The 26,298-nt window shown below is 60.5% G+C and carries 26 protein-coding genes; 10 read left to right on the top strand and 16 right to left on the bottom strand.

The window, feature by feature from the left end; genetic code table 11:
• Window positions 1-4 precede the first annotated feature (4 nt).
• The 7 genes from B8991_RS06700 to B8991_RS06670 all read left to right on the top strand — a co-directional run bounded on the left by B8991_RS06700 (window position 5) and on the right by B8991_RS06670 (window position 7,001).
• Window positions 5-994 carry a BMP family lipoprotein gene (locus B8991_RS06700; RefSeq protein WP_084352209.1) on the top strand — a complete coding sequence of 330 codons (990 nt, stop codon included), beginning with the start codon at window positions 5-7 and terminating at the stop codon, window positions 992-994.
• Window positions 995-1,002: 8 nt separating this feature from the next.
• Window positions 1,003-2,700, top strand: a complete 1,698-nt coding sequence (locus B8991_RS06695) for an ABC transporter ATP-binding protein (RefSeq protein ID WP_235866564.1) — start codon at window positions 1,003-1,005, stop codon at window positions 2,698-2,700.
• A 38-nt stretch (window positions 2,701-2,738) separates the two neighbouring features.
• Complete coding sequence (locus B8991_RS06690) at window positions 2,739-3,833, top strand: ABC transporter permease (protein ID WP_084352206.1); 1,095 nt, start codon at window positions 2,739-2,741, stop codon at window positions 3,831-3,833.
• Entirely contained in the window at window positions 3,833-4,798 is a 966-nt protein-coding gene (locus B8991_RS06685; RefSeq protein ID WP_084351668.1) for an ABC transporter permease, read from the top strand. Before B8991_RS06690 ends, B8991_RS06685 begins: the two co-directional genes overlap by 1 nt.
• 99 nt (window positions 4,799-4,897) lie before the next feature.
• Window positions 4,898-5,812, top strand: coding sequence for a sulfite exporter TauE/SafE family protein (locus tag B8991_RS06680; RefSeq protein WP_084351666.1), 915 nt, complete (start codon window positions 4,898-4,900; stop codon window positions 5,810-5,812).
• Window positions 5,809-6,570 carry a TIGR02186 family protein gene (locus tag B8991_RS06675; protein WP_143514506.1) on the top strand — a complete coding sequence of 254 codons (762 nt, stop codon included), beginning with the start codon at window positions 5,809-5,811 and terminating at the stop codon, window positions 6,568-6,570. The genes B8991_RS06680 and B8991_RS06675 overlap by 4 nt, the downstream gene beginning before the upstream one ends.
• A complete protein-coding gene (locus B8991_RS06670; RefSeq protein WP_084351664.1) occupies window positions 6,570-7,001 on the top strand; it encodes an acyl-CoA thioesterase in 432 nt (143 codons plus the stop codon). Before B8991_RS06675 ends, B8991_RS06670 begins: the two co-directional genes overlap by 1 nt.
• Window positions 7,002-7,053: 52 nt before the next feature.
• Here the strand turns inward: B8991_RS06670 and B8991_RS06665 are convergent, their stop codons facing one another.
• The 10 genes from B8991_RS06665 to B8991_RS06615 form a co-directional block, all read right to left on the bottom strand.
• Complete coding sequence (locus B8991_RS06665) at window positions 7,054-7,461, bottom strand: PaaI family thioesterase (protein WP_084351662.1); 408 nt, start codon at window positions 7,459-7,461, stop codon at window positions 7,054-7,056.
• Window positions 7,458-8,474 (bottom strand): phosphotransferase family protein, encoded by a 1,017-nt coding sequence (locus B8991_RS06660; protein ID WP_084351660.1) that lies wholly within the window; start codon window positions 8,472-8,474, stop codon window positions 7,458-7,460. Before B8991_RS06660 ends, B8991_RS06665 begins: the two co-directional genes overlap by 4 nt.
• A gap of 2 nt (window positions 8,475-8,476) precedes the next feature.
• Entirely contained in the window at window positions 8,477-9,706 is a 1,230-nt protein-coding gene (locus B8991_RS06655) for an acyl-CoA dehydrogenase family protein (RefSeq protein ID WP_084351659.1), read from the bottom strand.
• Between the two features lie 24 nt (window positions 9,707-9,730).
• Window positions 9,731-10,198: a MaoC family dehydratase gene (locus tag B8991_RS06650; RefSeq protein WP_084351657.1), complete on the bottom strand. Its 468-nt coding sequence runs from the start codon at window positions 10,196-10,198 to the stop codon at window positions 9,731-9,733.
• Window positions 10,188-11,819 carry a long-chain-fatty-acid--CoA ligase gene (locus tag B8991_RS06645; protein WP_084351655.1) on the bottom strand — a complete coding sequence of 544 codons (1,632 nt, stop codon included), beginning with the start codon at window positions 11,817-11,819 and terminating at the stop codon, window positions 10,188-10,190. Before B8991_RS06645 ends, B8991_RS06650 begins: the two co-directional genes overlap by 11 nt.
• 70 nt (window positions 11,820-11,889) lie before the next feature.
• Entirely contained in the window at window positions 11,890-13,443 is a 1,554-nt protein-coding gene (locus tag B8991_RS06640) for an ATP-dependent DNA helicase (protein WP_084351653.1), read from the bottom strand.
• 39 nt (window positions 13,444-13,482) lie between these two features.
• Window positions 13,483-14,121 (bottom strand): acyl-homoserine-lactone synthase, encoded by a 639-nt coding sequence (locus B8991_RS06635; RefSeq protein ID WP_084351651.1) that lies wholly within the window; start codon window positions 14,119-14,121, stop codon window positions 13,483-13,485.
• 84 nt (window positions 14,122-14,205) lie between these two features.
• Window positions 14,206-14,919 (bottom strand): helix-turn-helix transcriptional regulator, encoded by a 714-nt coding sequence (locus B8991_RS06630; protein ID WP_084351649.1) that lies wholly within the window; start codon window positions 14,917-14,919, stop codon window positions 14,206-14,208.
• Between the two features lie 374 nt (window positions 14,920-15,293).
• Window positions 15,294-16,580: a crotonyl-CoA carboxylase/reductase gene (ccrA, locus tag B8991_RS06620; protein ID WP_084352202.1), complete on the bottom strand. Its 1,287-nt coding sequence runs from the start codon at window positions 16,578-16,580 to the stop codon at window positions 15,294-15,296.
• 135 nt (window positions 16,581-16,715) lie between these two features.
• On the bottom strand, window positions 16,716-18,089 hold the full coding sequence (locus B8991_RS06615) for a 1-acyl-sn-glycerol-3-phosphate acyltransferase (protein WP_084351645.1): 1,374 nt from the start codon (window positions 18,087-18,089) through the stop codon (window positions 16,716-16,718).
• A 222-nt stretch (window positions 18,090-18,311) separates the two neighbouring features.
• Between B8991_RS06615 and B8991_RS06610 the strand changes: the two genes are divergently transcribed.
• The 3 genes from B8991_RS06610 to deoD all read left to right on the top strand — a co-directional run bounded on the left by B8991_RS06610 (window position 18,312) and on the right by deoD (window position 21,508).
• Entirely contained in the window at window positions 18,312-20,288 is a 1,977-nt protein-coding gene (locus tag B8991_RS06610) for a protein meaA (RefSeq protein ID WP_084351643.1), read from the top strand.
• A gap of 179 nt (window positions 20,289-20,467) precedes the next feature.
• Window positions 20,468-20,782 carry an H-NS histone family protein gene (locus B8991_RS06605; protein ID WP_084351641.1) on the top strand — a complete coding sequence of 105 codons (315 nt, stop codon included), beginning with the start codon at window positions 20,468-20,470 and terminating at the stop codon, window positions 20,780-20,782.
• A gap of 21 nt (window positions 20,783-20,803) precedes the next feature.
• The gene (deoD, locus tag B8991_RS06600) at window positions 20,804-21,508 is read left to right on the top strand and encodes a purine-nucleoside phosphorylase (RefSeq protein WP_084351639.1); all 705 of its coding nucleotides are present in this window, start codon (window positions 20,804-20,806) and stop codon (window positions 21,506-21,508) included.
• 12 nt (window positions 21,509-21,520) lie between these two features.
• Here deoD and B8991_RS06595 read toward each other — a convergent pair whose 3' ends face one another.
• The 6 genes from B8991_RS06595 to sdhA form a co-directional block, all read right to left on the bottom strand.
• On the bottom strand, window positions 21,521-22,366 hold the full coding sequence (locus tag B8991_RS06595; protein ID WP_084352200.1) for an urea carboxylase-associated family protein: 846 nt from the start codon (window positions 22,364-22,366) through the stop codon (window positions 21,521-21,523).
• Between the two features lie 167 nt (window positions 22,367-22,533).
• Window positions 22,534-22,725 (bottom strand): hypothetical protein, encoded by a 192-nt coding sequence (locus tag B8991_RS06590; RefSeq protein WP_084351637.1) that lies wholly within the window; start codon window positions 22,723-22,725, stop codon window positions 22,534-22,536.
• A gap of 94 nt (window positions 22,726-22,819) precedes the next feature.
• The gene (locus B8991_RS06585; protein WP_084351635.1) at window positions 22,820-23,011 is read right to left on the bottom strand and encodes a hypothetical protein; all 192 of its coding nucleotides are present in this window, start codon (window positions 23,009-23,011) and stop codon (window positions 22,820-22,822) included.
• Between the two features lie 261 nt (window positions 23,012-23,272).
• Window positions 23,273-24,052, bottom strand: a complete 780-nt coding sequence (locus tag B8991_RS06580) for a succinate dehydrogenase iron-sulfur subunit (RefSeq protein WP_084351632.1) — start codon at window positions 24,050-24,052, stop codon at window positions 23,273-23,275.
• Window positions 24,053-24,160: 108 nt separating this feature from the next.
• Window positions 24,161-24,481, bottom strand: a complete 321-nt coding sequence (locus tag B8991_RS06575; RefSeq protein ID WP_084351630.1) for a succinate dehydrogenase — start codon at window positions 24,479-24,481, stop codon at window positions 24,161-24,163.
• Window positions 24,481-26,289, bottom strand: a complete 1,809-nt coding sequence (sdhA, locus tag B8991_RS06570) for a succinate dehydrogenase flavoprotein subunit (RefSeq protein ID WP_084351628.1) — start codon at window positions 26,287-26,289, stop codon at window positions 24,481-24,483. The genes B8991_RS06575 and sdhA overlap by 1 nt, the downstream gene beginning before the upstream one ends.
• Window positions 26,290-26,298: the final 9 nt, after the last annotated feature.

The following is a 26,298-nucleotide window of genomic DNA, read 5'->3' as shown; positions in this document are numbered from 1 at the left end:
ATCCATGACCCTTATGCACAAATTCCTTGCCACAGCCGCCGTGCTGTCCCTCAGCGCCGGTGCCGCCGCGGCAGAGCCCGCGCTGATCTTCGACCTTGGCGGGAAATTCGACAAATCCTTCAACGAAGCAGCCTTTAGCGGCGCGAAACGCTGGGCAGACGAAACCGGCGGAACCTTCCGCGAAATCGAGCTTCAGTCCGAAGCGCAGCGTGAACAAGCCCTGCGCCGCTTTGCCGAAAATGGCAATGATCCGATCATCATGACCGGCTTTGCCTTTGGCAACGTGCTGGGCGAGGTTGCGCCCGACTACCCCGACACCAAATTCGCGATCATCGACATGGTTGTGGATGCGCCCAACGTGCGCTCTGTCGTGTTCAACGAACATGAAGGCAGCTACCTTGTCGGCATGATGGCCGCGATGGCATCGGAATCGGACACTGTCGGCTTTATCGGCGGCATGGACATTCCGCTGATCCGCAAATTCGCCTGCGGCTATGTGCAGGGTGTAAAAGCCGTGAAGCCAGAGGCAACGGTTATCCAGAACATGACCGGCACCACCCCTGCGGCGTGGAACGACCCGGTCAAAGGGTCCGAACTGACCAAATCGCAGATCAGCCAGGGCGCGGATGTGATCTATGCGGCCGCAGGCGGCACCGGCGTTGGTGTGCTACAGACAGCGGCGGACGAAGGCATCCTGTCCATCGGCGTCGACAGCAACCAGAATTACATGCATCCCGGCAAGATCCTGACATCCATGACAAAACGTGTCGACAACGCGGTCTATGACGCGATGGAAGCGGGCACAGACATCGAAACCGGCATTTACGTCATGGGCGTCGGCAATGAAGGTGTCGGATATGCGATGGATGAATTCAACGCAGATCTGGTCAGCGCCGATATGCAGGCTGCCGTGGACGACGCCGCAGCCAAGATCGGCTCGGGCGAGTTGATGGTTCACGACTACATGTCGGACAACGCCTGCCCGGTCGAGTAAGCCCGGTGGTGGACGTGACAACAGGGGGGCGGCCGGATCAGGCCGCTTCCACCGCGCCGGCGATCGAGCTTAAAGGCATCTCCAAAGCCTTTGGTCCGGTGCAGGCCAACAAGGATATTGCGATCCGCGTGATGCCGGGCACCATCCACGGCATCATCGGCGAAAACGGCGCTGGCAAATCCACGCTGATGTCGATCCTCTACGGCTTTTACAAGGCCGATGCGGGCGAGGTATTCATCCACGGTCGCAAGACCGAGATCCCCGATAGCCAGGCCGCTATTTCGGCGGGCATCGGCATGGTCTTCCAGCATTTCAAACTGGTCGAGAATTTCAGCGTTCTTGAGAATGTCATCCTGGGTGCCGAGGACGGCCCCTTGCTGCGTCCCAGCCTTGCCAAAGCGCGCGGCGTGCTGAAACAACTGGCCGCAGAATATGAGTTGAACGTCGATCCGGACGCGCTGATCCAGAACCTGAGCGTCGGGCATCAACAGCGGGTCGAAATCCTCAAATCCCTGTACCGTCAGGCCGATATTCTCATTCTGGACGAGCCCACGGGCGTGCTGACCCCGGCCGAGGCCGACCACCTGTTTCGTATCCTCGACAACCTGCGCCGCGAGGGCAAGACGATCATCCTGATCACCCATAAACTGCGCGAGATCATGGAGATCACCGACACGGTCAGCGTCATGCGACGCGGCGAGATGACGGCCACGGTCAAAACCGCCGAGACCGATCCCGCCGAACTGGCAGAGCTGATGGTCGGCCGCAAGGTGCTGCTGCGGGTCGACAAGACAGCCGCCACACCCGGCAAGAACGTGCTGGAGGTCCGCGACCTGCGCGTGAAAGACGACAAGGGCATTGTCCGGTTGAAAGGCATCGACCTTGACGTCCATGCCGGAGAGATCGTCGGCATTGCCGGCGTGTCGGGCAATGGTCAGTCAGAGCTGCTCGAAGTGCTGGGCGGCTATGCTGACGGGACGGGTCAGATCACACTGAACGGCCAGCCGCTTGACCTGACAGGCAAGCATTCCGACGGCCAGTCGCGCCGCGCACGGGGTATCGCCCATGTGCCAGAGGACCGCCAGCGCGAAGGCCTTATCATGAACTACTTTGCCTGGGAAAACGCGGCCTTCGGCTATCACCGCGATCCGAAATACCAATCCGGCCTGCTGATGAACCACCGCGCGATGATCGAGGATACGGAGCGCAAGATCGAGAAATTCGATGTCCGCCCCCCCAACGCGCATCTGACCGCCAAGAATTTCTCGGGCGGGAACCAGCAAAAGATCGTCGTGGCCCGCGAGATCGAGCGTGACCCGGATCTGCTGCTGGTCGGGCAGCCAACGCGCGGTGTGGACATTGGCGCGATCGAGTTTATCCACCAACAGATCGTGGCACTGCGCGATCAGGGCAAGGCCGTGCTTCTGGTCTCGGTCGAGCTGGACGAAATCCTGTCCTTGTCGGACCGCATCGTTGTGATGTTCGACGGCGAGATCATGGGCTACGGCCCCGCGGAAACCGCCAATCAAGTCGGCCTGGGCTGTCTTATGGCCGGTCTGGGCGGCACCGATACAGAGGCCATGCAAGGCTGGACGATCTCCGATGCCGCAAGCGCAGAACCAGTCGATCCAAGCAAATCGTTGATCGAAGCGGTGGACGAAAAGTTACACGAAAAAGAGGCTCGGGAGGCCAGAAAGAATGGCTGAACGCACGACATTTGATGCCGGGCTGGACGGTGGCGCGCATGGATAGGATGCCAGGCTGGGCCGATGCGATCCTCGTGCCCCTGATTTCGCTGTTGCTGGCGGCCTTCCTGTCGGCGCTGGTCATCATCGGGATCGGCGAAAGCCCCGTGGCCGCGTTCAAACTGATGGTCGAGGGCGCGCTGATGCGGTCAGCGGGCTGGGGCTATACGCTCTATTACGCCACGAATTTCATCTTCACCGGGCTGGCGGTTGCCGTGGCCTTTCACGCGCGGATGTTCAACATCGGCGGCGAGGGTCAGGCGATGATCGGCGGGCTTGGGGTGGCGCTGGTCTGCCTTTATATCCCTTGGCCGCACTGGTCGCTGGCGCTGCTGGGATCGGCCGTGGGCGCCTCCCTGTTCGGGGCTGCATGGGCCTTGATCCCGGCCTATCTGCAAGCCAAACGCGGCAGCCATATCGTGATCACCACGATCATGTTCAACTTCATCGCCGCAGCATTGCTGAACTATGTGCTGGTCAATGTGCTGCGGCCCGTGGGCGCGATGGACCCGGCCACCGCAAAATTCCCCGACGCCACGCATCTGCCGACCTTTCAGGACATGTTTTCGACCGCAGCCGCGCCAATGTTTCGCGGCGCGCCTGCAAATGTGACCTTCTTTCTGGCGGTCATTGCCTGTGTGCTGGTCTGGTTGCTGATCTGGCGCACGCGACTAGGCTATGAGATCCGCGCCTTGGGCCATTCTGAACCCGCTGCGCGCTATGCCGGCATCAGCCCGGTACGCACCGTTGTCATCGCGATGCTGATTTCCGGCGGGCTGGCGGGGCTTATGTCTGTCAACACCACACAGGGAGAGGCGGAACGCCTGATCCTCAACTCCATCGAGGGTGCGGGCTTTATCGGGATTGCCGTGGCGCTGATGGGGCGCAACCACCCGCTTGGTGTCTTTCTGGCCGCAATCCTGTTCGGGTTTCTCTATCAGGGTGGGGCGGAACTGGCACTTTGGACCACTATCCCGCGCGAATTGATCGTCGTCATTCAGGCGCTCGTGATCCTGTTCACCGGCGCGCTGGACAATATGGTGCGCATGCCGCTTGAGCGGATATTCCTGTCCTTGCGCCGGAGGAAAAGCTGATGGATCTGATGACCGTCCTTCAGGTGCTCGACTCGACCGTCCGGCTGGCAACGCCATTGCTGCTGGCCTGTCTGGCGGGGCTGTTTTCCGAGCGCGCGGGCATTTTCGACATCGGGCTTGAGGGCAAGATGCTGGCTGCGGCCTTTTTCTCTGCCGCCGTCGCTTCGCTGACCGGATCGGTCTGGCTGGGTCTATCGGCGGGCATCGGCGCGTCGCTGGTGCTGTCGGGCATCCACGGGCTGGCCTCGATTACCTTCCGGGGCAATCAGCTGATTTCGGGCGTGGCGATCAACTTTCTTGCCGCGGGCATGACCGTCCTGATTGCCGAGGATTGGTTCAGCCAAGGCGGGCGCACGCCCTCGCTGATAGCCGGAGGTCGGTTTGACGGCATCACCCTGCCCTTCGCCGAGGCGCTACGCGACCTTCCGGTGATCGGGCCGATCTACTACGAGCTGATTTCGGGGCATTCAATCCTTGTCTATGTCGGATTTCTGACAGTCCCGCTGACCTGGTGGATCCTGTTTCGCACCCGGTTTGGGCTGCGGTTACGCGCGGTGGGCGAGAACCCGGCAGCGGTGGATACGGCAGGCGTGTCGGTTGTGGGGCTGCGTTTTGCGGCGGTCGCGATTTGCGGTGTGCTCTGCGGCATCGCGGGTGCCTATCTGGCGACGGGCTTGCAGGCGGGCTTTGTCAAGGACATGACGGCCGGGCGTGGCTTTATCGCGTTGGCGGCGCTGATCTTTGCGAAATGGCGGCCGTGGTACGCACTGTATTCCTGCCTGCTGTTCGGACTTCTGCAAGCCGTTGCGTTGCGATACCAGAGTATCGAGGTCGGCGGGCTGGTGATCCCCGTGCAGTTCATGGACGCGCTGCCCTATATCCTGACGGTGGTGATCCTTGCAGGCTTTGTCGGCAAGGCGATCCCGCCACGCGCGGGTGGCGAGCCCTATGTGAAAGAACGCTGAACAGATCCGCCCCGCGAAATATCCTGCGGGGCGGTTTGATATGCGGTTAAGGCGCGCTCGCATGTTGCATCGCCTGTTGCCCTGCCGCAAAGTCATCCCATGCAGATTTTCCTCCCCATCGCCGAGGTGTCGGTCAATTTGTTCCTGCTTCTCGGGGCGGGGACACTTGTCGGCGTGCTTTCGGGGATGTTCGGGGTTGGGGGCGGGTTCCTGATAACCCCGCTGCTGTTTTTCATGGGAATTTCGCCGGCAGTGGCCGTTGCCACGGGGGCGAACCAGATCGTCGCCTCGTCCTTTTCCGGGCTTTTGGCACATCTCCGGCGCAAGACCGTTGATTTGCAAATGGGCGTGGTGCTGCTGATTGGCGGGCTTGTGGGCGCGGCGCTTGGCGTGATGCTGTTCAATTACCTGCGCAGCCTTGGCCAGGTCGATCTGCTGGTGCGGCTGTGCTACGTTGTCTTTCTGGGCATCATCGGCACGCTGATGTTTGTCGAAAGCCTGAATGCCATTCGCAACACCCGCAAGGGCCGCAAGGCAAAGCGGCACAAGCACAACTGGATTCACGGCCTGCCGCTGAAAATGCGGTTTCGGACCTCGGGCCTGTATATCTCGGTGATCCCGCCGATCCTCGTCGGGCTGGCGGTCGGGGTATTGGCTGCGGTGATGGGTGTCGGTGGCGGGTTCATCATGGTCCCGGCGATGATCTACCTGCTGGGAATGCCCACCAAGGTGGTGATCGGCACGTCGCTGTTCCAGATCATCTTTGTCACCGCCTTCACCACGATGCTGCATGCCGTCACCAACCAGACCGTCGATATGCCGCTGGCGGTCCTGCTGCTTCTGGGCGGGGTCGTGGGCGCACAGATCGGCACGGTTATCGGATTGCGGATGAAGGCTGAACAGTTGCGCATCCTGCTGGCCCTGCTGGTCATGCTGGTCTGCGCCAAACTCGGGCTTGAACTGGTGCTGCAACCCAATGAGCTGTTCTCCATCGCCGGGATCGGGGGGGCATGATGCGCTGGCTGTTCCTGCTTGTCCTGATGGCCCTGCCCGCGTGGGCCGAAGAAGAAGTCGTGCTGGGGCTCAGCCATGATCGTGTGTCGATCACCGCCGATTTCAACGGATCCGAGATCCTGATCTTCGGCGCGATCAAACGCGAAACGAAAATTCCCGAAGGTCCGCCGCTTCAGGTCATCGTATCCTTGGCCGGCCCTTCCAGGGAAGAGACCGTCCGCCGTAAGGAACGGCGGTTCGGGATCTGGGTAAATACGGAGTCGGTGGTCGTTGATGCCGCCCCCAGCTTTTACGCCGTGGCCACCAGCGCGCCCTGGCGGGAAGCCATCACCCAGACCGAGGATTTGCGATACCGGGTCTCGATTCCCCGGGCGATCCGGTCAGTGGGCGCGCCGATGTCGGTGATGAATGCGCAGGCATTTTCAGACGCGATCATTCGCATCCGTAAAGAAAACGGACTGTATCAACTGTTGGAAAATACAGTCGCCGTCGATCAGCAAACACTGTTTCGGACTTCGATCAAGATGCCCGCCAATCTGACCGAAGGTGCCTATGAGGCCCGTATTTTCCTGACCCGCGAGGGCCGCGTGATCAACCAGTTCGACACGGTGATCGACGTGCAGAAAGTTGGCCTTGAACGCTGGCTCTACGGTCTGTCACGCAGCAATCCTATGGCTTACGGGTTGTTATCGCTGACCATCGCAATCCTTGCCGGTTGGGGTGCCTCAACCGCGTTTCGTATGTTGAGGAATGGCTGATGGCACGGATCGCCCCCGGCAAACGCGCGGAATATCGCGCTTTCGTCGAACTGCCGACGCGCTGGCATGACAATGATGCCTACGGCCATCTGAACAACGCAATTTACTATGCGCTTTTCGACACCGCCCTCAGCCAGTGGCAAAATGCCAACGGCTTGCCGATCGTGGGACCGGATGCCTATCGCTTCGTCGTGGTCGAAAACGGCTGCCGCTATCATTCCGAGGCTGCGTTTCCGGACCTTATTCATTGCGGGCTGCGACTGGCGCATATCGGCAACAGCTCTTTCCGGTATGAGGTCGGGTTGTTTCGCAACGATGAAACCATAGCCTGCGCCGAGGGCTTCTTTACCCAGGTTCATACCAGCGCGGACAATCGGCCAAGTCCCCTGCCCGATGCCGCTCGCAAGGCACTGGAAACCTTGCTGCCATAGCGTCTGCCCGCCCGCTTTGACGCCGAAACGATCGAGACTTTGGTAAGAACCCCTAGCGCTTGCGATAGCGGAAAACGCCTGTGCCTTTGGCGATCAACTCACCAGTGTCGTCCTTGATCTCGGCTTCTGCGAAGAATGTGCCCTTGCCGCCGCCGGTTCTGCGGCCTTCGGCAAACAGCACGGTGCCAAGCGGACGCGACAGATATTGCACATTGAGCGAGAGCGTCAGGCACATCTGCGGCTGATCCGCGTCTCCGGTCCAGCACCCGGCATAGCCCATCACCGTGTCCAGCATACTGGCATGCACGCCCCCATGTATCGCGCCATGACGGTTGCGCAAAAACGCCTCGACCGGCAGGCTCATCCGTGCGTAATCCTCGGACCAGCCCACAAGTTCCAGCCCGATGTAGCGCGAAAACGCGTAGGTGGCCTCGCCCAGAAGCGGATCATCTGTGCTCATGTCGCGGCGGCCTCCAGCCCCAGTTCGGCAAAACGCGGGACAAACCCGCCCAGTTTCAGCGCTTTGTCAGGGTTTGAGGCATTGCCGTCAAGCGCGCGCTTCTTCACGCCTTGCAGGATCGCGGCCATGCGGAAAAACGCAAAAGCGACGTAAAAGCCAAGGTTGTCGATCCGGTCGATCCCACGGCGCTGACAATAGTCGGCGACAAATTCGGCGTCCGTTGGCAGGCCGAGCGCTTCGCGATCCACCCCTGCCAGCCCACGCCCCTCTGGACCCGGCGGCAGTTGCCACTGCATGAGAACCCCGGCCAGATCGGCGAACGGATGGCCAATGGTCGACAGTTCCCAATCCAGCACAGCGCGGATGTCAGAGCCGTCCTTCGTAAACAGCAGATTGTCGATCCGGTAGTCGCCATGCACCAACGTGCGCTGGCCATCATCGGGCGGCAGATGCGTCTCCAGCCATGAAATAAGCCGGTCCATATCCGGCAGCGGCCCGGTTTCCGACGCGCGATACTGTTTTGTCCAACGTCCAAGCTGGCGCGCATAATAGCTGCCTTCGGGGCCGTAATCGGCCAATCCAGCCGCCACAATATCGACCGAATGGATCGCGGCCAGAACCCTGTTCATCTCGTTGATCACCGCGCCGCGTTGCGTGGGCGACACGTCCGGCAGGGTCGGATCAAGGAAACTGCGGCCTTCGACATGCTCCATCACATAGAACATCGCACCAAGGACGCTTTCGTCCTCGCAAAGGGCCAACATACGCGGCACAGGCACGTCACTGTCCGACAGGGCCCGTTGAACCCGAAATTCCCGGTCAACGGCATGGGCGGATTTCAACAACACGCCGGGTGGCTTGCGGCGCAGCACATAGGCACCGGACTCCGCACGCAGCAGATAGGTCGGGTTTGATTGTCCGACATCGAATTTCCGCACTGTCAGAGGCCCGCGAAAGCCATCTACGTTCTTCGCCATCCACTGCGCAACGGCATCGCGTTCGACCTTATCCATCGCTACTGATCCGCATATTTGCGCAGTTCCGCCCGCGCCACCTGTCGGCGGTGCACCGCATCCGGCCCGTCGGCAAAGCGCAACGTCCGCACATGCGTCCACATATGGGCCAGATTGAAATCCTGGCTGATCCCGGCCGCGCCATGCATCTGGATCGCCTCGTCAATCACCCGCCCGGCCATCAGCGGCGCCACGACCTTGATCTGCGAGATCCACGGCTGCGCTGCACGCACACCCGCTGTGTCCATCATCCACGCGGCCTTCAGGCACAACAATCGCGCCATCTCGATCTCCATCCGGGCGTCGGCGATGATGTCATAGTTGGCACCCAGTTCGACCAAGGGCTTTCCAAAGGCTTCGCGCTCCAGCCCGCGCGTGCACATCAATTCCAGCGCCTTTTCGGCCTGTCCGATGGCGCGCATGCAATGGTGGATCCGCCCCGGCCCCAGACGCCCCTGTGCCACCTCGAAACCGCGCCCCTCGCCCAGTACGATTGCATCCGCGCCGATCCGAACATCGGTGAACCGCAGATGCATATGCCCGTGCGGTGCGTCGTCCTGCCCGAAGACCTGCATCGGGCGCAGCACCTCGATTCCGGGCGTGTCGGGGTCCAGCACGAACATCGTGTGGCGCTGATGCTTTGGGGCGTCCGGGTCCGAACAAGCCATGACGATATACAAGCCGCAACGCGGATCGCCCGCGCCGCTGATCCACCATTTTTCGCCGTTCAGCACCCAGTCGTCGCCATCGCGTCGCGCTTCGAAGGACAGTTGCGCCGCATCCGATGATGCGATTCCAGGTTCGGTCATCACATAGGCCGATCGGATTTCGCCCTCCAGCAGCCGCCCCAGCCAGCGGTCCTTGTGGGCCTGCGTGCCGTAGCGTTCCAGCACTTCCATATTGCCCGTGTCGGGCGCGTTGCAGTTGAATACCTCGGCGGCGATGGACACCTTGCCCATTTCCTCGGCCAGATAGGCGTATTCAACGGTGCTGAGCCCATAGCCGCGATCACTGCCGGTCAGCCAGAAGTTCCACAAGCCGCGTTCCCGCGCCAGTGCCTTCAACTTGTTCAGGATTTCCAACTGGCGATCGGTATGTTTGAACCGGTCGCCCGAGGGATGCTTGCCGACCTCGGCGTGAAACTCTGCATCAAGTGGTGCGATATCCGTCTCGACCATCGCGCGGACCTGCGCGATCAGCGGACGGACCTTGTCTGAAACTCCGAGATCCATGTACTGTCTCCTTTGGCACCGTGGTCAGGCGCTCTTGCTTTGAATGAAACGGTTGAGCCAGATGGCCACCAGTGCGGGCCGGGTCTGGCCTTCGATCTCGACCGTGGCGGACAGCCGCAGCGCCAGCCCCCCGGTCGGCACCTCTTTCAGCCGATCCAGCGTAAAACGGCCCCGCACGCGCGACCCGACCGGCACCGGGCTGATGAAACGCACACGGTCCAGACCGGAGTTGAGGCCGGTGTAGCCTTCGACCCCCGGTAGGAATGCGTAGATCATTGACGGCAAAAGCGACAGCGTCAGAAAGCCATGCGCGATGGTGCTGCCAAGCTCTTGCGCAGCCGCGCTGTCGGGTCGAACGTGGATGTCGGCATGGTCGCCGGTGGCATCGGCAAAGGCGCTGATGCGGTCCTGATCCAGCAACTGCCAGTCAGAGCAGCCGATGTCTTTCCCGTCCATAGCGCGCAACTGCGCCAAAGAGATCCTAGTCTGCATCGGGCAGCTTATAGTCGTCAAAGCGGTCCCTCAGTGCCAGTTTGGACACTTTGCCCGTCGCCGTCAGCGGCAGGTCGTCGACAATGACCATGTCATCGGGCAACTGCCATTTCGCGACATGTTTCATCAAAAGGTCATGCAGTTCTGCCAGTTCCGGCGTCTCGCCTTCCTCTGGCACGACCACAAGCAATGGACGCTCTCCCCATTTTGGATGCGCCACGGCGATCACCGCGCAGCTTGCCACCTTCGGGCTGCCCATGACGATGTTTTCCAGATCAATAGAACTGATCCATTCGCCACCCGATTTTATAAGATCCTTGGCCCGGTCCTGCACCGATACAAAGCCAAGCTCGTCAATCGCGGCGACATCGCCCGTCCCGAACCAGCCATCCGCGTCGATCGCCGCAGCACTTGCCTTTTCATTGCGGAAATAGCCCGACACGACCGTGTTGCCGCGCACATACAACTCTCCCGAAGCCGCTCCGTCATGCGGCAGCGCATTGCCGTCATCATCAACAATCTTGAGATCCACACCAAAGAGACGCCGCCCCTGCTTGGCCTTCAGGCGCATCTGTTCGTCCCAGGGCAGATCCTTCATCGGCGCGGACAATAGGCCTTGCGTGCCAACCGGGCTCATTTCCGTCATTCCCCAGGCGTGGCACACTTCGGCACCGCTTTTCTCGAACGCTTCGATCATGCTGGCTGGCGCGGCAGAGCCACCCACCACGACCTGACGGAAACCCTTCGGGTTGCTGCCGCGTTTCTTGATCTCCGCCAACAGGCCTTGCCAGATGGTCGGCACGCCCCAAGCCGCGGTCACGCCTTCATTGTCCATCAGGTCATAAAGCGACGCGCCATCCAGTTTCGCCCCCGGCATGATCAGCGACGCGCCTACCAATGGCGCGGAATAGGGCAGCCCCCAGGCGTTGACATGGAACATCGGCACCACAGGCAGGATGCGCGCGCCTTCCTTCAACCCGTCCTTCAGGGCGATGGACACAGTCAGCGCGTGCAGCACCGTAGAGCGATGTGAAAACAGCGCGCCTTTCGGGTTGCCGGTGGTTCCCGATGTATAGCAAAGCGACGCGGCGGTGTCCTCGGGCAGATCCGGCCAGTCGTATGTTGTGGGCTGACCCTCCAGCAATTCCTCATAGCACAGCAAATCGAGGTCACTTTCCGGCATATGCGTGCGGGCTGTCAGCACCACCAGCTTCAACCCATCGGGCAGGGTCGGACGCAGCGCCTCAATGATCGGTAGAAAGGTCAGATCCACGCAAAGCACGCTGTCTTCAGCATGGTTGATGATATAGCTCATCTGTTCGGCCGACAGTCGCGGATTGATGGTGTGGCAAACGCCGCCCATCCCCGAAACAGCGTAGTAAAGCTCGAAATGGCGATATCCGTTCCAGGCCAGCGTGGCGATACGGTCGCCTTCCTGCACGCCCAGCTTTGCCAGCCCATGCGCCAGTTGTGCAGCACGCGCGTAGGCTTCGGCATAGGTTTCGCGGTGAACGTCCCCTTCGGTACGGACCGAAACGATCCCTCCCCCCGGATGACACTCGGCACCGTATCGCAGAATCTCGATGATCGATAGCGGACGCGTCATCATTTGGCCTAGCATTTCCGACCCTCCCTTGCCTGTCTTGCTATGATAAAGACAACATGCGGACTGGCAGGGTGATTGCCAACCTTTAACTTGCGCCGTCGACCTCCGCTCCGGGGTCCGTCTCGATTTGCAATTCAAGCGGCACGACCGGGGCCTTCAGATCCGCGACATTCAAAGGCCCGGTCGGGCGCGACAGCCGGTTGCGAACGACCCAGATCAGCCGCTCCTGCGCGCGGGTGATGGCGACATAGGCCAGACGTTTCCAAAGCGGCTGGCCCGCCTCGACCCGACCCATGCGGGCGGCGACGAACAGGTCGGGCGCAAAGACCTGCACGGTTTCCCATTGCGACCCCTGCGCCTTGTGGATCGTAACGGCAGCGCCATGCAGAAAGGTGGCGCCCATCCGGGCGGCAAAGGGGATGAACGGCTCTTCTTCATCCGGCTTCTCGATCTTGACGATGGACGCCGCACTGACCTGCGGGTCTTCGGCACCCATCACATGCAAACGGGAAAACCCCGGCTTGCGACCGGGGCCGAGATAGACCACTTGCGCGCCTTTGATCAGGCCGCGCGCTTCCAGATCCAGCCGTTTTTTGCGATGTTTGAGCGGAAGTTCGATCCCATCGCAGATCAGCGGTTCGCCCTCCAGAAGCTCGGTATCCGGGGCACCGTGAACGGCACGAAAGGCGCTTATCAGGCGAATACGGGTGGCATTGCGCCAAACCAGCACCGGACTGCGCGCCATCAGATCAACCTCTACCCGCTGACCCCAGACCACGCGGTCATCCTGCGCGGCCTTTTCCTGGATCATGCGTTCGAAATCTTGGAACTCCAGCGCCGGGTCGGACAGAGCATGGGCCAGATCAAGGATTGGGTTGCCGGCGTCCTGCCGGTGAATGCGGTGAAGCTCCATTTTCTGGGTGGTTTTCAGCTTGTCAAAGACCATCGTTCCGGACTGGTTGACCGGGGCAAGCTGTGCCGGATCGCCGAAAAGCACGAGGGTGGGGAAAATCTCTTTCAGATCGTCGAACTGACGGTCGTCCAGCATCGAGGATTCGTCGACAAACCCGACATCCAGCGGCTCTTCGCGCCGTTTCCAGCCGGTAATGAAATCCGATCCGCGCAGCCCCGCCGCCGCGAGCGCGGCAGGTACCGATTTGTGACCGGCAAAGGATGTCGCAGCCCGATCCAGCGCCGCGTCGGTCAGCGCTTCGATGTCGGGGCGTTCCCCATTGCCCATCAGCCATTCGGCGATGCGTTCGTATTCCGGGTCGTAAACCGGCGTATACAGGATGCGGTGAATCGTGGTCGCGGGCACACCGCGCATCCGCAACACGCTCGCCGCCTTGTTGGTGGGTGCCAGAATGGCCAGCGTCCGGCGATCCTTGCGACGGCGGCTTTCGTAATCGCCCGAGACAATCTCGACCCCCGCGGCCTCCAGCGCCTTGTAAAGTTCTGCCAGCAACAGGGTCTTGCCCGATCCGGCCTTGCCCATAAGCGCCATCAACCGGTCGCCCGCGTCACGGGCGGGCAGCACAAGGCCATCGGTCAGGTCGATCCCCGAGGCGCGGAGGATATCCGCCACTCGGTCATAGGCTTCTGCCTGATCGTCGGAAAATTGCAGGGCTGGAACGGTCATGCGGCGGACCCTACAGCTCTCGCCGGACAGGCACCAGAGTCAAGCTGCGCAGTGTTGCGCGATCGGAACAGCAGCACCAAACGCCGCTTCGAACCACTGACGCGAAACGCTAGGCGACAAACCTGCGCGCGCAGCGACGCGCGCCTGCGATTCCGGCGTGAACTCCCACAGGCCGACGCTGATTGCATCGCGACCTTCGCCCGTTGTGCCCAGCACATCCGGCTGTGCGCCGATCAGCCGATAGATGCGCACCATGCGCGCGTCGAACACACCGACATAGTGGCGCAGGCCAAAGCCGTTCATGACTTCGCCTCCGGCCAGCATCAACGCGGCAGCCGTGCCGGGTGCCGTATCGCGCGCCAGGCAGAACCGCGTGCATTCCCAGATCAGCGGGCTTTCTATGTGAACGCCGCCGGTGATGTCCTTGAAATGGTCGTTGACCATGGTGCGCCCGGTCGTCGGCAACAGTCGCATCGAACCCCCATGCGAACCGCAGGGTTTCTGCCAGATCACATATAGCGGGTTCAGGTCGTCATATTCGTCGCGTTCGTAGCCCTTGGCGTCGACGGCGACCTCCCACCCCAAGCGCGCCTTGAACTGGTCGGCACGGTCACGGAACATGCTGTCGCGCAGCTTCGGTTCCGTGTTCAGATCGTTGGCATAGATGTAACGGATCATTGCAGCTTCTCCTGTCTGAGCAGGATCAGCCTTGTCCGCAAATCGTTAACACGCGCTTTTCGCCCTGATCCGCACGTTAACCTTTCAGACCACGATAATGCCCCTTGCAAGGGCGCGTGCGACAGCATGAGTGGTGTTCAAAGCGCCCAGTTTGAAGCGCGCGCTTTCGATATAAACCCGCAATGTGTGTTCCGAAATCGTCAGCGTCTCGGCCACCTGAGCGCGGCTGTAACCCACCGCCAGAAGGGTCATCGCATCAATCTCTCTGGGAGACAGGGGCTGGGATGGTTCAGGGCTGCGCCCGGGCTCCAGATCCAGGGCTTTCTTGTTGAAGTAATGGGCGACAAGGATCAGGTCGCGACGGTTGGTTTCGGTGAATGCATCCCATTCATCATCGGTACAATTGTGGCTGAGGCTGAAGAGGGCAAACTGACCGTTCGGACCCCGGATGGGAATCGAGAAACCCTGGTTTCCCACCCCATGTTCGATCGCGTCTTTCTGGAACGCCCTCGCCGCCTTGCTTGACCAGTCCAGCCGCTTCCAGTCAACAGGGTGAAACCTTTGATAACAACCAGAAATTACAGGATCAACACGCAGGTATTTCTTTTCGATATAGCGTTCTACCCAAACGTCTTCGTAGGTTCCACAACCGTATTGTTCGCCGCTGCTGCTGACCCAGTGATAGACCATGTGGTCGACGCCGTAGAAGGCGCATAATGCCTCGATCGCGCGCTGTAGCGCGTCATGCTGATCGGCTTGCTCCAATCCGTGCAGGATGGTGTCCAGCCGCTGCGTCATTGCCGCATAGCCCAATCGGTTTCCCTTTCGCGCGTGACGCCAGTTCTGCCAACGCAAACTTCTGGGTATTGTCCAGTTGTTGGGCCAGTCCGTCCAGTCCGTTTGACTGAGCGAAGGTTGTCAGATCCGTGAGTACGTCGAGTATCCAGTCGTGGTTCATGGTTGACTCTCTTTCACGCCAGTTAATGAATGGTTAATACAACTATACCACGAGCAATTGACGTTAATAAATTCGCGAATTCCAACTCCCCAAAAATGGCGAGACGGCAAATTCTAACCCTCTGAACGACAAGCACCGGCCCCAAAAACGCGAATCGCCCGCGACGGCGACAGCCGATTCGCGGGCGATTGTTGGCTGGGCGAAGGCCGATTGTTCAGCCTTTGGCTTCAAGCGCTTCCTCGAAGGTCCGCAAACCGGTGCGGGGTGCCTGCACCAGAACGGCCATGTTGCCGGGCTTGTGCTCGTTGCGCAGCATCTTCATATGCGCTCCGGGGATCTCATCCCACGGGAACACTTCGGACATGCACGGATCAAGGCGGCGGTCGATCATCAGTCGGTTCGCTGACGCGGCCTGCTTGAGGTTGGCGAAATGCGAGCCCTGCAAACGCTTCTGGTGCATCCACATATAGCGGACGTCAAAAGTGCAGTTGAAACCCGACGTTCCGGCGCAGATCACCACAATGCCGCCCTTCTTGACCACAAGGGTCGAGACGGGGAAGGTCGCTTCGCCCGGATGTTCAAACACCATATCGACGCTGACGCCTTTGCCGGTGATCTCCCAGATTGCCTTGCCGAACTTACGGGCCTCTTTCAGCCATTCATTATACTCGGGGCTGTTCACCGTCGGCAACTGACCCCAGCAATTGAAGTCCTTGCGGTTGATGACGCCCTTGGCACCTTGATCCATCACGAACTGGCGCTTGCTTTCGTCCGAGATCACGCCGATCGCGTTGGCACCCGCCGTATTCGCCAATTGAATAGCGTAGGATCCAAGACCGCCGGACGCGCCCCAGACCAGCACGTTCTGACCGGGTTTCAGCTCGTGCGGATGGTGACCGAACAGCATCCGGTATGCGGTTGCCAGAGTCAGCGTGTAGCAGGCGCTTTCTTCCCAGGTCAGGTGCTTGGGGCGCGGCATCAACTGCTGTGCCTGCACGCGGGTAAACTGCGCGAAAGAGCCATCGCCGGTCTCATAACCCCAGATCCGCTGGGTGGGCGAGAACATCGGGTCGCCGCCGTTGCATTCCTCGTCGTCGCCGTCGTCCTGATTGCAATGGATCACGACCTCGTCGCCGACCTTCCAAGTGTTCACCTTGTCGCCCACCGCCCAGACGATGCCGGACGCGTCGGAACCCGCGATATGATAATCCTGCTTGTGAACGTCGAAGGGGCTGATCGGCTGGCCAAGACCGGCCCAGACGCCATTATAGTTGACGCCCGCGGCCATCACCAGAACCAGAACCTCCTGGCTGTCGATCTGCCATGTGTCCACAACTTCCTGCTTGAACGACACGTCGGGCTCACCATGGCGTTCGCGACGGATATTCCACGCGTACATCTGCTTTGGCACATAGCCCATCGGGGGCATTTCCCCGAGCTCATAAAGGTCTTTTTCCGGGGCATCGTAGGCCGCAATGCCGCTTTGTTTATCCAGAGCCATGTGAGCCTCCTTCGCTGCTGATAGCTGTGCCGCAATGCAGAATCGCGGCGTTTCTTCGGAAATATCGACCTTCGCGAAATTATGCAACAACATTAGCGTATATTTTGGAACTTTATGACCGAGCGAATGCAGAAACTACTGTGCAGCCGCAGCGTCAGCAGCCAATAGATGCGCGATGGAGTTGGCGTAGTACCGCAGGATGTCGATGCGGTCGGGGGTTGGAGTGAATTGGGTTCCCTGAAGAGTGATCAGGTTGCGACCGAGCAATTGTTCAAGTGCCAGATCCACCTCTTCGTGCAGGTTTTCTGAGGATAGCCCAATGTCGGCCTGCGGCTCTGTCTTCAACATGGTGGAAATCGCAACGATCAGCGCCTCTCGGCTGTGTGGATGCGCAAGAAGGCATGTCGAGATCGCGGGAATGGGAAGGATCGGGACGGCGCCGGCGATACGGCCCATCAATATATCGGCCAGATCGTCTGTACTCGGGGCGCTGACCTGCGCCAGATAATCGCGCATGGACAATGGTTTGCCGAAATTCACCACGGCATTCCCGAAAGGTTTCAGCCGGCCGCGCAGCTTGCGCCAGACCTGCCGCAGAAGGAAGCCGCCAATCTCCCACAGCTTCGCGCGGAACCGGCGTTCGCCGGACCGATTGGCCGCAACCAGGATCGTGTCTTCAAGCACACGGTCATAGTTCAGTGCCACCGGGACAAAGACGATATCGCGTCCCTCCGGATCATAAGCTTCTGAGATATAACGAAGAAGACCCAATTTCGGCTGAGCTGGCGCGCCGGTCAGGCTTAGGCCACCTTCGGGAAAGATCGCCTGCGCGACGCCTGCTTGTGTCGCCATCTGAACATAGCGGGCCATGACCTTGCGATAAAGCGCGTTGCGCGACCGGCGACGTATGAAATAGGCTCCCATGCTCTTGATAAGCCAGGATAAAGGCCAGATCCGCGCCCATTCTCCGACCGCGTAACTGAGCGCCGATTGCTGCGCGGCAAGATAGGTGACAAGCACATAATCCATGTTTGAGCGGTGATTGATGACGAAAATCAACGTCGACTCCCGGTCAATGCTGCGGAACGTGGCCTCATCGAACTGTCCGATCCGGACATTGTAAATGGCGTTGGAAAGCCATCGCGCGGCCCGAATCCCGATACTGAAATAGGCAAATGCCGAAAAAGACGGAACGATTTCATGGGCATAACGGGTTGCCCTCTGAAAGGAGACATCCTCTCTCTCGCCCGTGTCGCGGGCGTGCTCCACTATCGCCTTGGTGACTTCGGGATCATAGACCAGTCGTTTTATCGCATCTGTGCGGCGCAGCAGTTTGAACGGCTCAATCGGACGCGCAAGCCTTTGATTTAATTTGGCAACGACACGTTCCATCCGCCGCCTCAGGAACCAGCGCACAGAGGGAAACAACAAATGGCTCGCCGCGGTGACGGCGGCAAACAGAAGGATCAGCAGAAAAAGCCATAGCGGCAGCTCGACAATGCGCGTCATACGGGCAAAATCGCAGCCCCGACGTCATTGGGCAAGTCCGTAGATTGCGCCTGCGTTTGGGGCCATTTGTGCTTTTTGTACCTGTAAAATGTACAAAAGCCCATAATTTGGCTGATGCCGCGGCGCGGCGAATTGACATTGCTATAAAGTTTCGCATATCCACACTCTGACGAAATAATGTTACGCGCAGAGTGTGCGACGCCCGAAACGCGAGGACTGACCATGACCGACACATCGACCGATCGCCCGAAGGACAAACCCTGGCTGATCCGCACCTATGCCGGCCACTCCACTGCCAAGGCGTCGAACGAGCTGTATCGCGCGAACCTGTCACGCGGACAGACCGGCCTTTCGGTGGCCTTCGATCTGCCGACGCAGACAGGCTATGACAGCGATCATGTGCTGGCGCGCGGCGAGGTTGGCAAGGTTGGCGTGCCGGTCAGTCATCTGGGCGATATGGCCGCGCTGTTCGACCAGATCCCGCTGGACCAGATGAACACCTCGATGACGATCAACGCGACGGCACCCTGGCTGCTGGCGCTGTATATCGCGGTGGCCGAACAGCAGGGCGCGGATGTGTCGAAGCTGCAAGGCACCGTGCAGAACGATCTGATCAAGGAATACCTGTCACGCGGCACATATATATGTCCGCCGAAACCCTCGCTGAAGATGATCGGCGATGTCGCGGAATACTGCTACCGGCACGTGCCGAAATGGAACCCGATGAACGTGTGTTCCTACCACCTGCAAGAGGCGGGTGCGACGCCGGAACAGGAATTGTCTTTCGCCCTGGCCACGGCCGTTGCGGTATTGGATGAGTTGAAAACACGGGTCCCGGCGGCGGATTTCCCGGCACTTTGCGGGCGGATTTCGTTTTTCGTGAATGCCGGCATTCGCTTCGTGACCGAGATGTGCAAGATGCGCGCCTTTGTCGATCTGTGGGACGAGATCCTGCGCGAGCGATATGGCGTGGAGAACCCGAAATTCCGCCGGTTCCGCTACGGCGTTCAGGTCAACTCGCTTGGCCTGACCGAGCAGCAGCCGGAAAACAACGTCTACCGTATCCTGATCGAGATGCTGGCCGTCACCCTGTCCAAAGACGCGCGCGCCCGTGCGGTGCAATTGCCCGCCTGGAACGAGGCGCTTGGCCTGCCCCGCCCCTGGGATCAGCAGTGGTCGATGCGGATGCAGCAGATCATGGCCTATGAAACCGACCTTCTGGAATATGACGATCTGTTCGAGGGCAACCCGGCAGTTGAACGCAAAGTCGAGGCACTGAAAGAGGGCGCGCGGGCAGAGCTGGCCAATATCGACAGTATGGGCGGCGCGATCGGGGCCATCGACTATATGAAATCGCGGCTGGTTGAGTCGAACGCCGAACGTGTGAACCGGATCGAACGGAATGAAACCGTCGTTGTGGGTGTGAACCGCTGGACACAAACCGAGCCCAGCCCGCTGATGGACGAGGACGGCGGCATCATGGTTGTCGATCCGGCGGTGGAGCAGGAACAGATTGACCGGCTGACCGAATGGCGTGCCGAACGGGATGCCGGAGCGGTGGAAAAGGCGCTGGCCGACCTGCGCAGCGCCGCGCGCGAGGGCCGCAACATCATGGAACCGTCGATTGCGGCCGCCAAGGCAGGCGTCACCACCGGCGAATGGGCGCAACAGATGCGCGCCGTGCATGGCGAATATCGCGGACCAACCGGCGTGTCGCGGTCGGTCAGCAACCGCATCGAAGGGCTGGACGAGTTGCGCGCCGCCGTGGATGCGGTAAGCGACCGGCTGGGCAAGCGGCTGCGTTTTCTCGTCGGCAAGCCGGGACTGGACGGGCATTCCAACGGTGCCGAACAGATCGCCTTCCGGGCGCGCGATTGCGGCATGGAGATCGACTATGAGGGCATCCGCCTGACGCCCGAACAGATTGTCGAGGCGGCACAGGACGGCGCGCATGTCGTGGGCCTGTCTATCCTGTCGGGCAGCCATATCCCGCTGGTCGAGGATCTGATCGCGCGCATGCGCGACGCAGGCCTTGGCCATATTCCGGTTATTGTCGGCGGCATCATTCCCAGCGATGATGCACGCCGTCTTTTGGAAATGGGCGTGACCCGTGTCTATACGCCAAAAGATTTCGAATTGAATACGATCATGCAGGATATCGTGACCTTGGTAGATCCTGAAGCTGTTGCCGCCGAATAGGCGTACCGGCGAAACTCAGCCTATAATTGTGATTTCTTTGGCCGACATCTCCTTTTGGATGTGTCGGCCATTTTTTTTCGGGCTAGACTCATAGTTGTAGATGGGAGGTGACACAAAATGTGCTCTTGTGTTCTGCTAAATCAATCTTTTTATTCACCACAAAAAAGACGGAGAGAAGAATGTCTATTGATTTGTCTGCACTGTCCCGCCAAGAACTGACAGCCTTGAGAAAGAATGTCGATAAAGCCCTCGATACGCTGGAAACCCGCCGCAGAGCCGAAGCGCTGAAAGCGGCTGAAGACGCGGCCAAGGAATTCGGGTTTTCACTGAGCGAACTGAATTCCTCCACTGCAAGCAGCAAGAAAACAAAAGGTGCCCCGAAATTCGTGAACCCCGAAGATCCAAGCCAGACATGGACCGGACGCGGGCGCAAGCCGAATTGGGTTGTCGTTCATCTGGATGCGGGCAAGCCTCTGGAAGACCTCGCACTCTGACCCGGCAAGGACGCAAGACAGATGACAATCCATATCGGTGCCAAACCCGGTGACATAGCGGAAACAGTGCTTATGCCGGGCGATCCATACCGGGCAAAATGGGCAGCCGAGACATTTCTGGACTCTCCGCGACTGGTCAATGAAGTTCGCGGGATGCTGGGCTTTACCGGCACATGGCGCGGCAATGACGTGACGATTCACGGCTCCGGTATGGGAATGCCCTCGCTGTCGATCTATGCCAATGAGCTGATCCGCGATTACAATGCAAAAACGCTGATCCGTATCGGTTCCTGCGGGGGAATGCAGGATAGCGTCGGCATCCGCGATGTTATCGTGGCCATGACTGCAAGCTCCGTATCAACACCGTCGCGCGGGATCTTTCGCGAATTGAATTTCGCGCCCTGTGCGGATTGGTCATTGCTACGCGCGGCTGTTGCGGCGGCCGAAGCGAGGGGCGTCACGACCCATGTCGGCGGGATATATTCGGCCGATATCTTCTATGACGAACGCCCCGATCTGAATGAACAGATGACCCGCCACGGTATTCTGGGTGTCGAAATGGAAGCGGCGGAACTTTACAATGTTGCCGCCCGGCACGGCGCGCGCGCATTGGCGGTGCTGACGGTCAGCGATCACCTTCTGACCGGCGAGGCGCTGCCTTCGGAGGATCGCGAGAAGTCCTTTGGCGATATGGTCGAAATCGCGCTGGAATCCGCCTTCGCCTGACGGCTCCTCAATCTACCGCCCGTGACTGCGATCATATCCGTTGCGCGCGGGCGGCACCCAGCCCTGCAATGCCCCGTCTTCCGGCGCAAAGACCTCGACCAGAAGCGCGTGGCAGGCGGCAGCGTCGCTGGAATGCCTGTCGCCGCAATCACCGCCGGGACAGGCGCTGAGCGCGCCCAGAAGATCGATCTCGGCGAAGAATTCCAGATGATCGCCAGGCCGCACCGGGCTTGCCTTCATGAAATACTGTCCGGTGTCGCGCGTGAAGCCGGTGCACATGAACACGTTGAGCACATCGTGAACGTGGGGCTCGGCATCCTCCAATGTCATACCACGCGCATCCGCCACGGCGCGCGTCAGATTGGAATGGCAGCAGTGATGATACTGCGTCCCCGATAAAAGATTGCCGGTATAAGGATCGCAGCGCGTGCCAATCACATCATGCACCCGGCCCCCAAACGCATCCACACCGTACCAGGCCAGACTGTCCGTCACCACGGTCGCCATCGGGCGCAGTGCCGGAAAAGACGACCACAGCCGATGGCCTTCGGTCAGATGGGTCCCATGCAGCGCCCGAGTCTTGCCAGAATAAAACCGCTCGGTCATATCATCCGCGTTCCACAGGTTCAGATCACCAACCTGCGGCCCCTCGATACTGCTGATCCGAAAGAACTGCCCGGCGGGAACGCTGAAATCCGATGCCTCTCTTGGCGGCACGCGCCACTCGGCCACTTTGCGTGCCCCGGCCCGCGCCGCGCGGTACAGTCCCAGATCGGGCGCAGGCAGCGTCTCGACCGGATAGCAGATGACCGGCGCAATGGCGCGGCGCTCTGCGGCATCTTCAGGTATTTTCGACATTTCGGCCTCCGGAACAAGACTCACCATCCTTGCCAGGCAATCTATAACAGACAGACCCCGCACACTATCGCGCCGTCCCGTTCCAACTTCTTCTTGGCAAAAATACTCCGGGGAGCGCGAGGGGCTGGCCCCTCGCTCCGACATCGGCCACATCCGGCAAGCGCTGCTCAGCCACGCGGGCGCAAACAGATTTTCGGCGGTTTGCCACGCGCGCCGGTGGTCTGCTCTCCGCAGAATGCGCAGCGCCAGACGCTGTGGTCCTCTCCGGGATATTCCCGCCACCGGCAGCCCCGTGTCGCGCGATTGGAAAACAGCGCCACGAGGATGAATGCGACGATCAGGCCGAGTACGATCACCATGCCTGTCGTCGCCTTCCGTGTGTTTTGTATGCGCCCGCCACAACCTGACCTCCTGGTACAGGACTTAGGCGGCGCGCCGGATCAAGGCAACGGGTCAGGCAGCCTTGTAGTCCGAAAACCATGACGCCAGCCGCGCCGCGAAAGCGTCATGGGCAGGCTTTGGTTGGGCCCGTGCCGCAGGCTGGGTCTCGGTCTGCGGTTCAGGGGAATAATAGGCCAGCGATTGCTCAAGATGCTTTAGCGCGTCTTGTGCGCTGCGTGTCGGGGTGTTTGCTGTTTGTGACATGTGTGCCTCTATGCCTTACTCATTCTCTCCCATGCCATGGTATATGCGCATTCGGCTATCGAAGCGCATCGGCCAAAAAGACAGCCCCGCCATGCCTTGGCTGCAAGGCGGCCCCCGTTTTTTGATAAAATTTCGGACTTTAAGCGCATAGCGCGTCTTTGCGGCGCCCAGGCACAAGGGAAACCGCGTGCCCCACGCAAGGCAGGCTGCCTCAATCCGTCAGCGCCACAGCCCGCGTTGCGGCGGGCTGTCGCTTTCGGGTCAAACGGCGCGTTCGACCATCATTTTCTTGATTTCGGCAATCGCCTTTGCGGGGTTCAGGCCCTTGGGGCAGGTCTTGGTGCAATTCATGATGGTGTGGCAGCGATACAGCTTGAACGGGTCTTCCAACTCGTCCAGACGCTCTCCCGTGGCCTCGTCGCGGCTGTCGATGATCCAGCGGTAGGCGTGCAAAAGTGCCGCCGGGCCGAGGTAACGATCAGAATTCCACCAGTAGGACGGGCAGGCCGTCGAGCAGGACGCGCACATCACGCATTCATACAGGCCATCCAGCTTCTTGCGGTCGTCGATCGACTGGCGCCATTCTTTCTGGGGCCGGTTTGTCTTGGTCTCCAGCCACGGCATGATGCTGGCATGCTGGGCATAGAAATGCGTGAGGTCGGGGATCAGATCCTTGACCACTTCCATATGCGGCAGCGGGTAGATCTTGATGTCGCCCTTGATCTCGTCCAGCCCGTAGATGCAGGCCAAGGTGTTGATCCCGTCGATATTCATCGCGCAGGAGCCACAGATGCCTTCGCGGCAGGACCGGCGGAAGGTCAGCGTGGGGTCGATCTCGTTCTTGATCTTGATCAAAACGTCCAGAACCATTGGCCCGCAATCGTCGAGATCGACGAAATAGGTGTCCAGCCGGGGATTGTCGCCGTCTTCCGGGCTCCAGCGGTAGATCTGCACCTTGCGGGCATTGGCGGCACCGGAAGGTTTGGGCCATGTCTTGCCCGTCTTGATGCGGCTGTTCTTGGGAAGTGTCAGTTGTACCATGTCTCTACCCCGTGCAATGAACAAGGGCCCCGGTGGGCCGTTCGTGGATGAAGCGGCGGGCGGTCAGCGCCCGCGCGGAATGTGTCTGTGCCCCGGTCAACCCGCAACTCATCGCAGCAGGCCGCTTATGGCGACCGAGGCGATGCATTCGACCGCTTGCGGGCGTTGCGCGATGTCCAGCACCTTGGAGGCGGTGGTTTCGGTGACACCGGTGACGGAATCGCCCGCGATGGAGATGATTTCAGACGCCGAGGCCGCATCAATGACACAGTCCGTCACCGGCGCGGCATCGACGCCCGGAAGGTTGCGCGCGACGACAGAGTTGACGACCGATTTAGCCCGGTCCCGAGCGAGTTGATCCGCCACGTCATTCGCAACGGCGCAGCCGGAAAGCGCAACGGCCATGCCAAGGAGACCGGCCAGGCGCATCAGAACGTCCGGGCCTTGGGCGCGATCCGCTTAAGTGCGATGCCCCCTTCGTCCTCGGTGGTCAGCGGGTCGGTCACAACAGGGCGGTGGCTGAGGTCGACCTTGTTGCCATCCACCCGGCTGATCGTGTGCACGCGCCAGTTTTCGTCATCACGCTTGCTGAAATCTTCATGCGCATGGGCACCGCGGGATTCCTTGCGCGCCTCGGCGCCGACGATGGTGGCCAGCGCGTTGGGCATCAGGTTGGTCAGTTCCAGCGTCTCCATCAGGTCGGAGTTCCACACAAGGCTGCGGTCGGTGACTTTCAGATCGTCCAGCTTTGCGGCGATGGCGGTCATCTTCTCGACGCCCTCGGCCATGGTCTTGGCGGTGCGGAAGACGGCGGCATCGGCCTGCATCGTCTTCTGCATCTCCAGCCGCAGCTCTGCCGTGGGTGTGCCGCCATCCGCGTTGCGCAGCCCGTCAAAGCGGTCAAACGCCTTGTCGATATTGGCTTTGTTCAGGACCGGATTGGCGGACTCGTGGTCCACCACCTTGCCCGCGCGGATCGCGGCGGCGCGGCCAAAGACCACGAGGTCGATCAGCGAGTTCGAGCCCAGACGGTTGGCACCATGCACAGAGGCGCAGCCCGCCTCGCCCACGGCCATCAGGCCCGGCACGACGGCGTTCGCGTCCTCGGCGGTGGGGTTCAGCACCTCGCCCCAGTAGTTCGTGGGAATGCCGCCCATGTTGTAATGCACGGTCGGAATGACCGGGATCGGTTCCTTGGTGACATCGACGCCCGCAAAAATACGCGCGCTTTCCGAAATCCCCGGCAGGCGCTCGGCCAGCGCTTCCTTGGGAAGGTGCGACAGGTTGAGGTGGATGTGATCGCTGTCCTTGCCGACGCCGCGCCCTTCGCGAATTTCCATGGTCATCGAGCGGCTGACATAATCGCGGGGCGCGAGGTCCTTGTACTGGGGCGCGTAACGCTCCATGAACCGTTCGCCTTCGGAGTTGGTGAGGTAGCCGCCCTCGCCGCGCGCGCCTTCGGTGATCAGGCAGCCCGATCCGTAGATGCCGGTGGGGTGGAACTGCACAAACTCCATGTCCTGAAGCGGCAGGCCCGCCCGCGCCACCATGCCGCCGCCGTCGCCGGTGCAGGTATGCGCAGAGGTTGCAGAGAAATAGGCGCGGCCATAACCGCCGGTGGCCAGCACAACCATCTTGGCGTTGAAAACATGCATCGTGCCGTCATCAAGCTTCCAGCAGACGACGCCCTGGCACTGCCCGTCCTCGGACATGATCAGGTCGATCGCGAAATACTCGATGTAGAATTCAGCGTTGTTTTTCAGCGACTGACCATAGAGCGTGTGCAGGATGGCGTGGCCGGTGCGGTCGGCGGCGGCGCAGGTGCGCTGAACGGCGGGGCCTTCGCCAAATTCGGTGGTGTGGCCGCCAAAAGGGCGCTGGTAGATCTTGCCCTCTTCGGTGCGGCTGAAGGGCACGCCGTAATGTTCAAGCTCGTACACGGCCTTGGGCGCTTCACGGGCGAGGTATTCCATCGCATCCGTATCGCCCAGCCAGTCCGACCCCTTAACGGTGTCATACATGTGCCACTGCCAGTGATCCGGCCCCATGTTGGACAGCGAGGCGGCGATGCCGCCCTGTGCCGCAACGGTGTGCGAGCGGGTCGGGAAAACCTTGGTCACACAGGCGGTGCGCAACCCCTGTTCGGCCATGCCAAGCGTCGCGCGAAGGCCAGCACCGCCCGCCCCCACGACCACGACGTCATATTCATGCGTCTCGTATTCGTATGCTGCTGTCATTTTTTCTTG

This window comes from Primorskyibacter flagellatus (assembly GCF_900176485.1).
Classification (GTDB): domain Bacteria; phylum Pseudomonadota; class Alphaproteobacteria; order Rhodobacterales; family Rhodobacteraceae; genus Primorskyibacter; species Primorskyibacter flagellatus.
Note: the sequence above shows the minus strand (reverse complement) of the source record. Positions and strands in the feature narration are given on the sequence as shown.

Excerpts from the sequence above, each read along its gene's own strand:
- B8991_RS06630 (WP_084351649.1), bottom strand. The coding sequence starts at position 14,919 with ATGACGCAGCGGCTGGACACCATCCTGCACGGATTGGAGCAAGCCGAT.
- B8991_RS06665 (WP_084351662.1), bottom strand. The coding sequence starts at position 7,461 with ATGAGCACAGATGATCCGCTTCTGGGCGAGGCCACCTACGCGTTTTCG.
- B8991_RS06685 (WP_084351668.1), top strand. The coding sequence starts at position 3,833 with ATGGATCTGATGACCGTCCTTCAGGTGCTCGACTCGACCGTCCGGCTG.
- B8991_RS06690 (WP_084352206.1), top strand. The coding sequence starts at position 2,739 with ATGGATAGGATGCCAGGCTGGGCCGATGCGATCCTCGTGCCCCTGATT.
- B8991_RS06645 (WP_084351655.1), bottom strand. The coding sequence starts at position 11,819 with ATGCTAGGCCAAATGATGACGCGTCCGCTATCGATCATCGAGATTCTG.
- B8991_RS06700 (WP_084352209.1), top strand. The coding sequence starts at position 5 with ATGACCCTTATGCACAAATTCCTTGCCACAGCCGCCGTGCTGTCCCTC.
- B8991_RS06660 (WP_084351660.1), bottom strand. The coding sequence starts at position 8,474 with ATGGATAAGGTCGAACGCGATGCCGTTGCGCAGTGGATGGCGAAGAAC.
- B8991_RS06580 (WP_084351632.1), bottom strand. The coding sequence starts at position 24,052 with ATGGTACAACTGACACTTCCCAAGAACAGCCGCATCAAGACGGGCAAG.
- B8991_RS06605 (WP_084351641.1), top strand. The coding sequence starts at position 20,468 with ATGTCTATTGATTTGTCTGCACTGTCCCGCCAAGAACTGACAGCCTTG.
- B8991_RS06655 (WP_084351659.1), bottom strand. The coding sequence starts at position 9,706 with ATGGATCTCGGAGTTTCAGACAAGGTCCGTCCGCTGATCGCGCAGGTC.
- B8991_RS06595 (WP_084352200.1), bottom strand. The coding sequence starts at position 22,366 with ATGTCGAAAATACCTGAAGATGCCGCAGAGCGCCGCGCCATTGCGCCG.
- B8991_RS06650 (WP_084351657.1), bottom strand. The coding sequence starts at position 10,198 with ATGCAGACTAGGATCTCTTTGGCGCAGTTGCGCGCTATGGACGGGAAA.
- B8991_RS06585 (WP_084351635.1), bottom strand. The coding sequence starts at position 23,011 with ATGTCACAAACAGCAAACACCCCGACACGCAGCGCACAAGACGCGCTA.
- B8991_RS06575 (WP_084351630.1), bottom strand. The coding sequence starts at position 24,481 with ATGCGCCTGGCCGGTCTCCTTGGCATGGCCGTTGCGCTTTCCGGCTGC.
- B8991_RS06675 (WP_143514506.1), top strand. The coding sequence starts at position 5,809 with ATGATGCGCTGGCTGTTCCTGCTTGTCCTGATGGCCCTGCCCGCGTGG.
- B8991_RS06590 (WP_084351637.1), bottom strand. The coding sequence starts at position 22,725 with ATGGTGATCGTACTCGGCCTGATCGTCGCATTCATCCTCGTGGCGCTG.
- ccrA (WP_084352202.1), bottom strand. The coding sequence starts at position 16,580 with ATGGCTCTGGATAAACAAAGCGGCATTGCGGCCTACGATGCCCCGGAA.
- B8991_RS06670 (WP_084351664.1), top strand. The coding sequence starts at position 6,570 with ATGGCACGGATCGCCCCCGGCAAACGCGCGGAATATCGCGCTTTCGTC.
- B8991_RS06680 (WP_084351666.1), top strand. The coding sequence starts at position 4,898 with ATGCAGATTTTCCTCCCCATCGCCGAGGTGTCGGTCAATTTGTTCCTG.
- sdhA (WP_084351628.1), bottom strand. The coding sequence starts at position 26,289 with ATGACAGCAGCATACGAATACGAGACGCATGAATATGACGTCGTGGTC.
- deoD (WP_084351639.1), top strand. The coding sequence starts at position 20,804 with ATGACAATCCATATCGGTGCCAAACCCGGTGACATAGCGGAAACAGTG.
- B8991_RS06640 (WP_084351653.1), bottom strand. The coding sequence starts at position 13,443 with ATGACCGTTCCAGCCCTGCAATTTTCCGACGATCAGGCAGAAGCCTAT.
- B8991_RS06635 (WP_084351651.1), bottom strand. The coding sequence starts at position 14,121 with ATGATCCGTTACATCTATGCCAACGATCTGAACACGGAACCGAAGCTG.
- B8991_RS06610 (WP_084351643.1), top strand. The coding sequence starts at position 18,312 with ATGACCGACACATCGACCGATCGCCCGAAGGACAAACCCTGGCTGATC.
- B8991_RS06615 (WP_084351645.1), bottom strand. The coding sequence starts at position 18,089 with ATGACGCGCATTGTCGAGCTGCCGCTATGGCTTTTTCTGCTGATCCTT.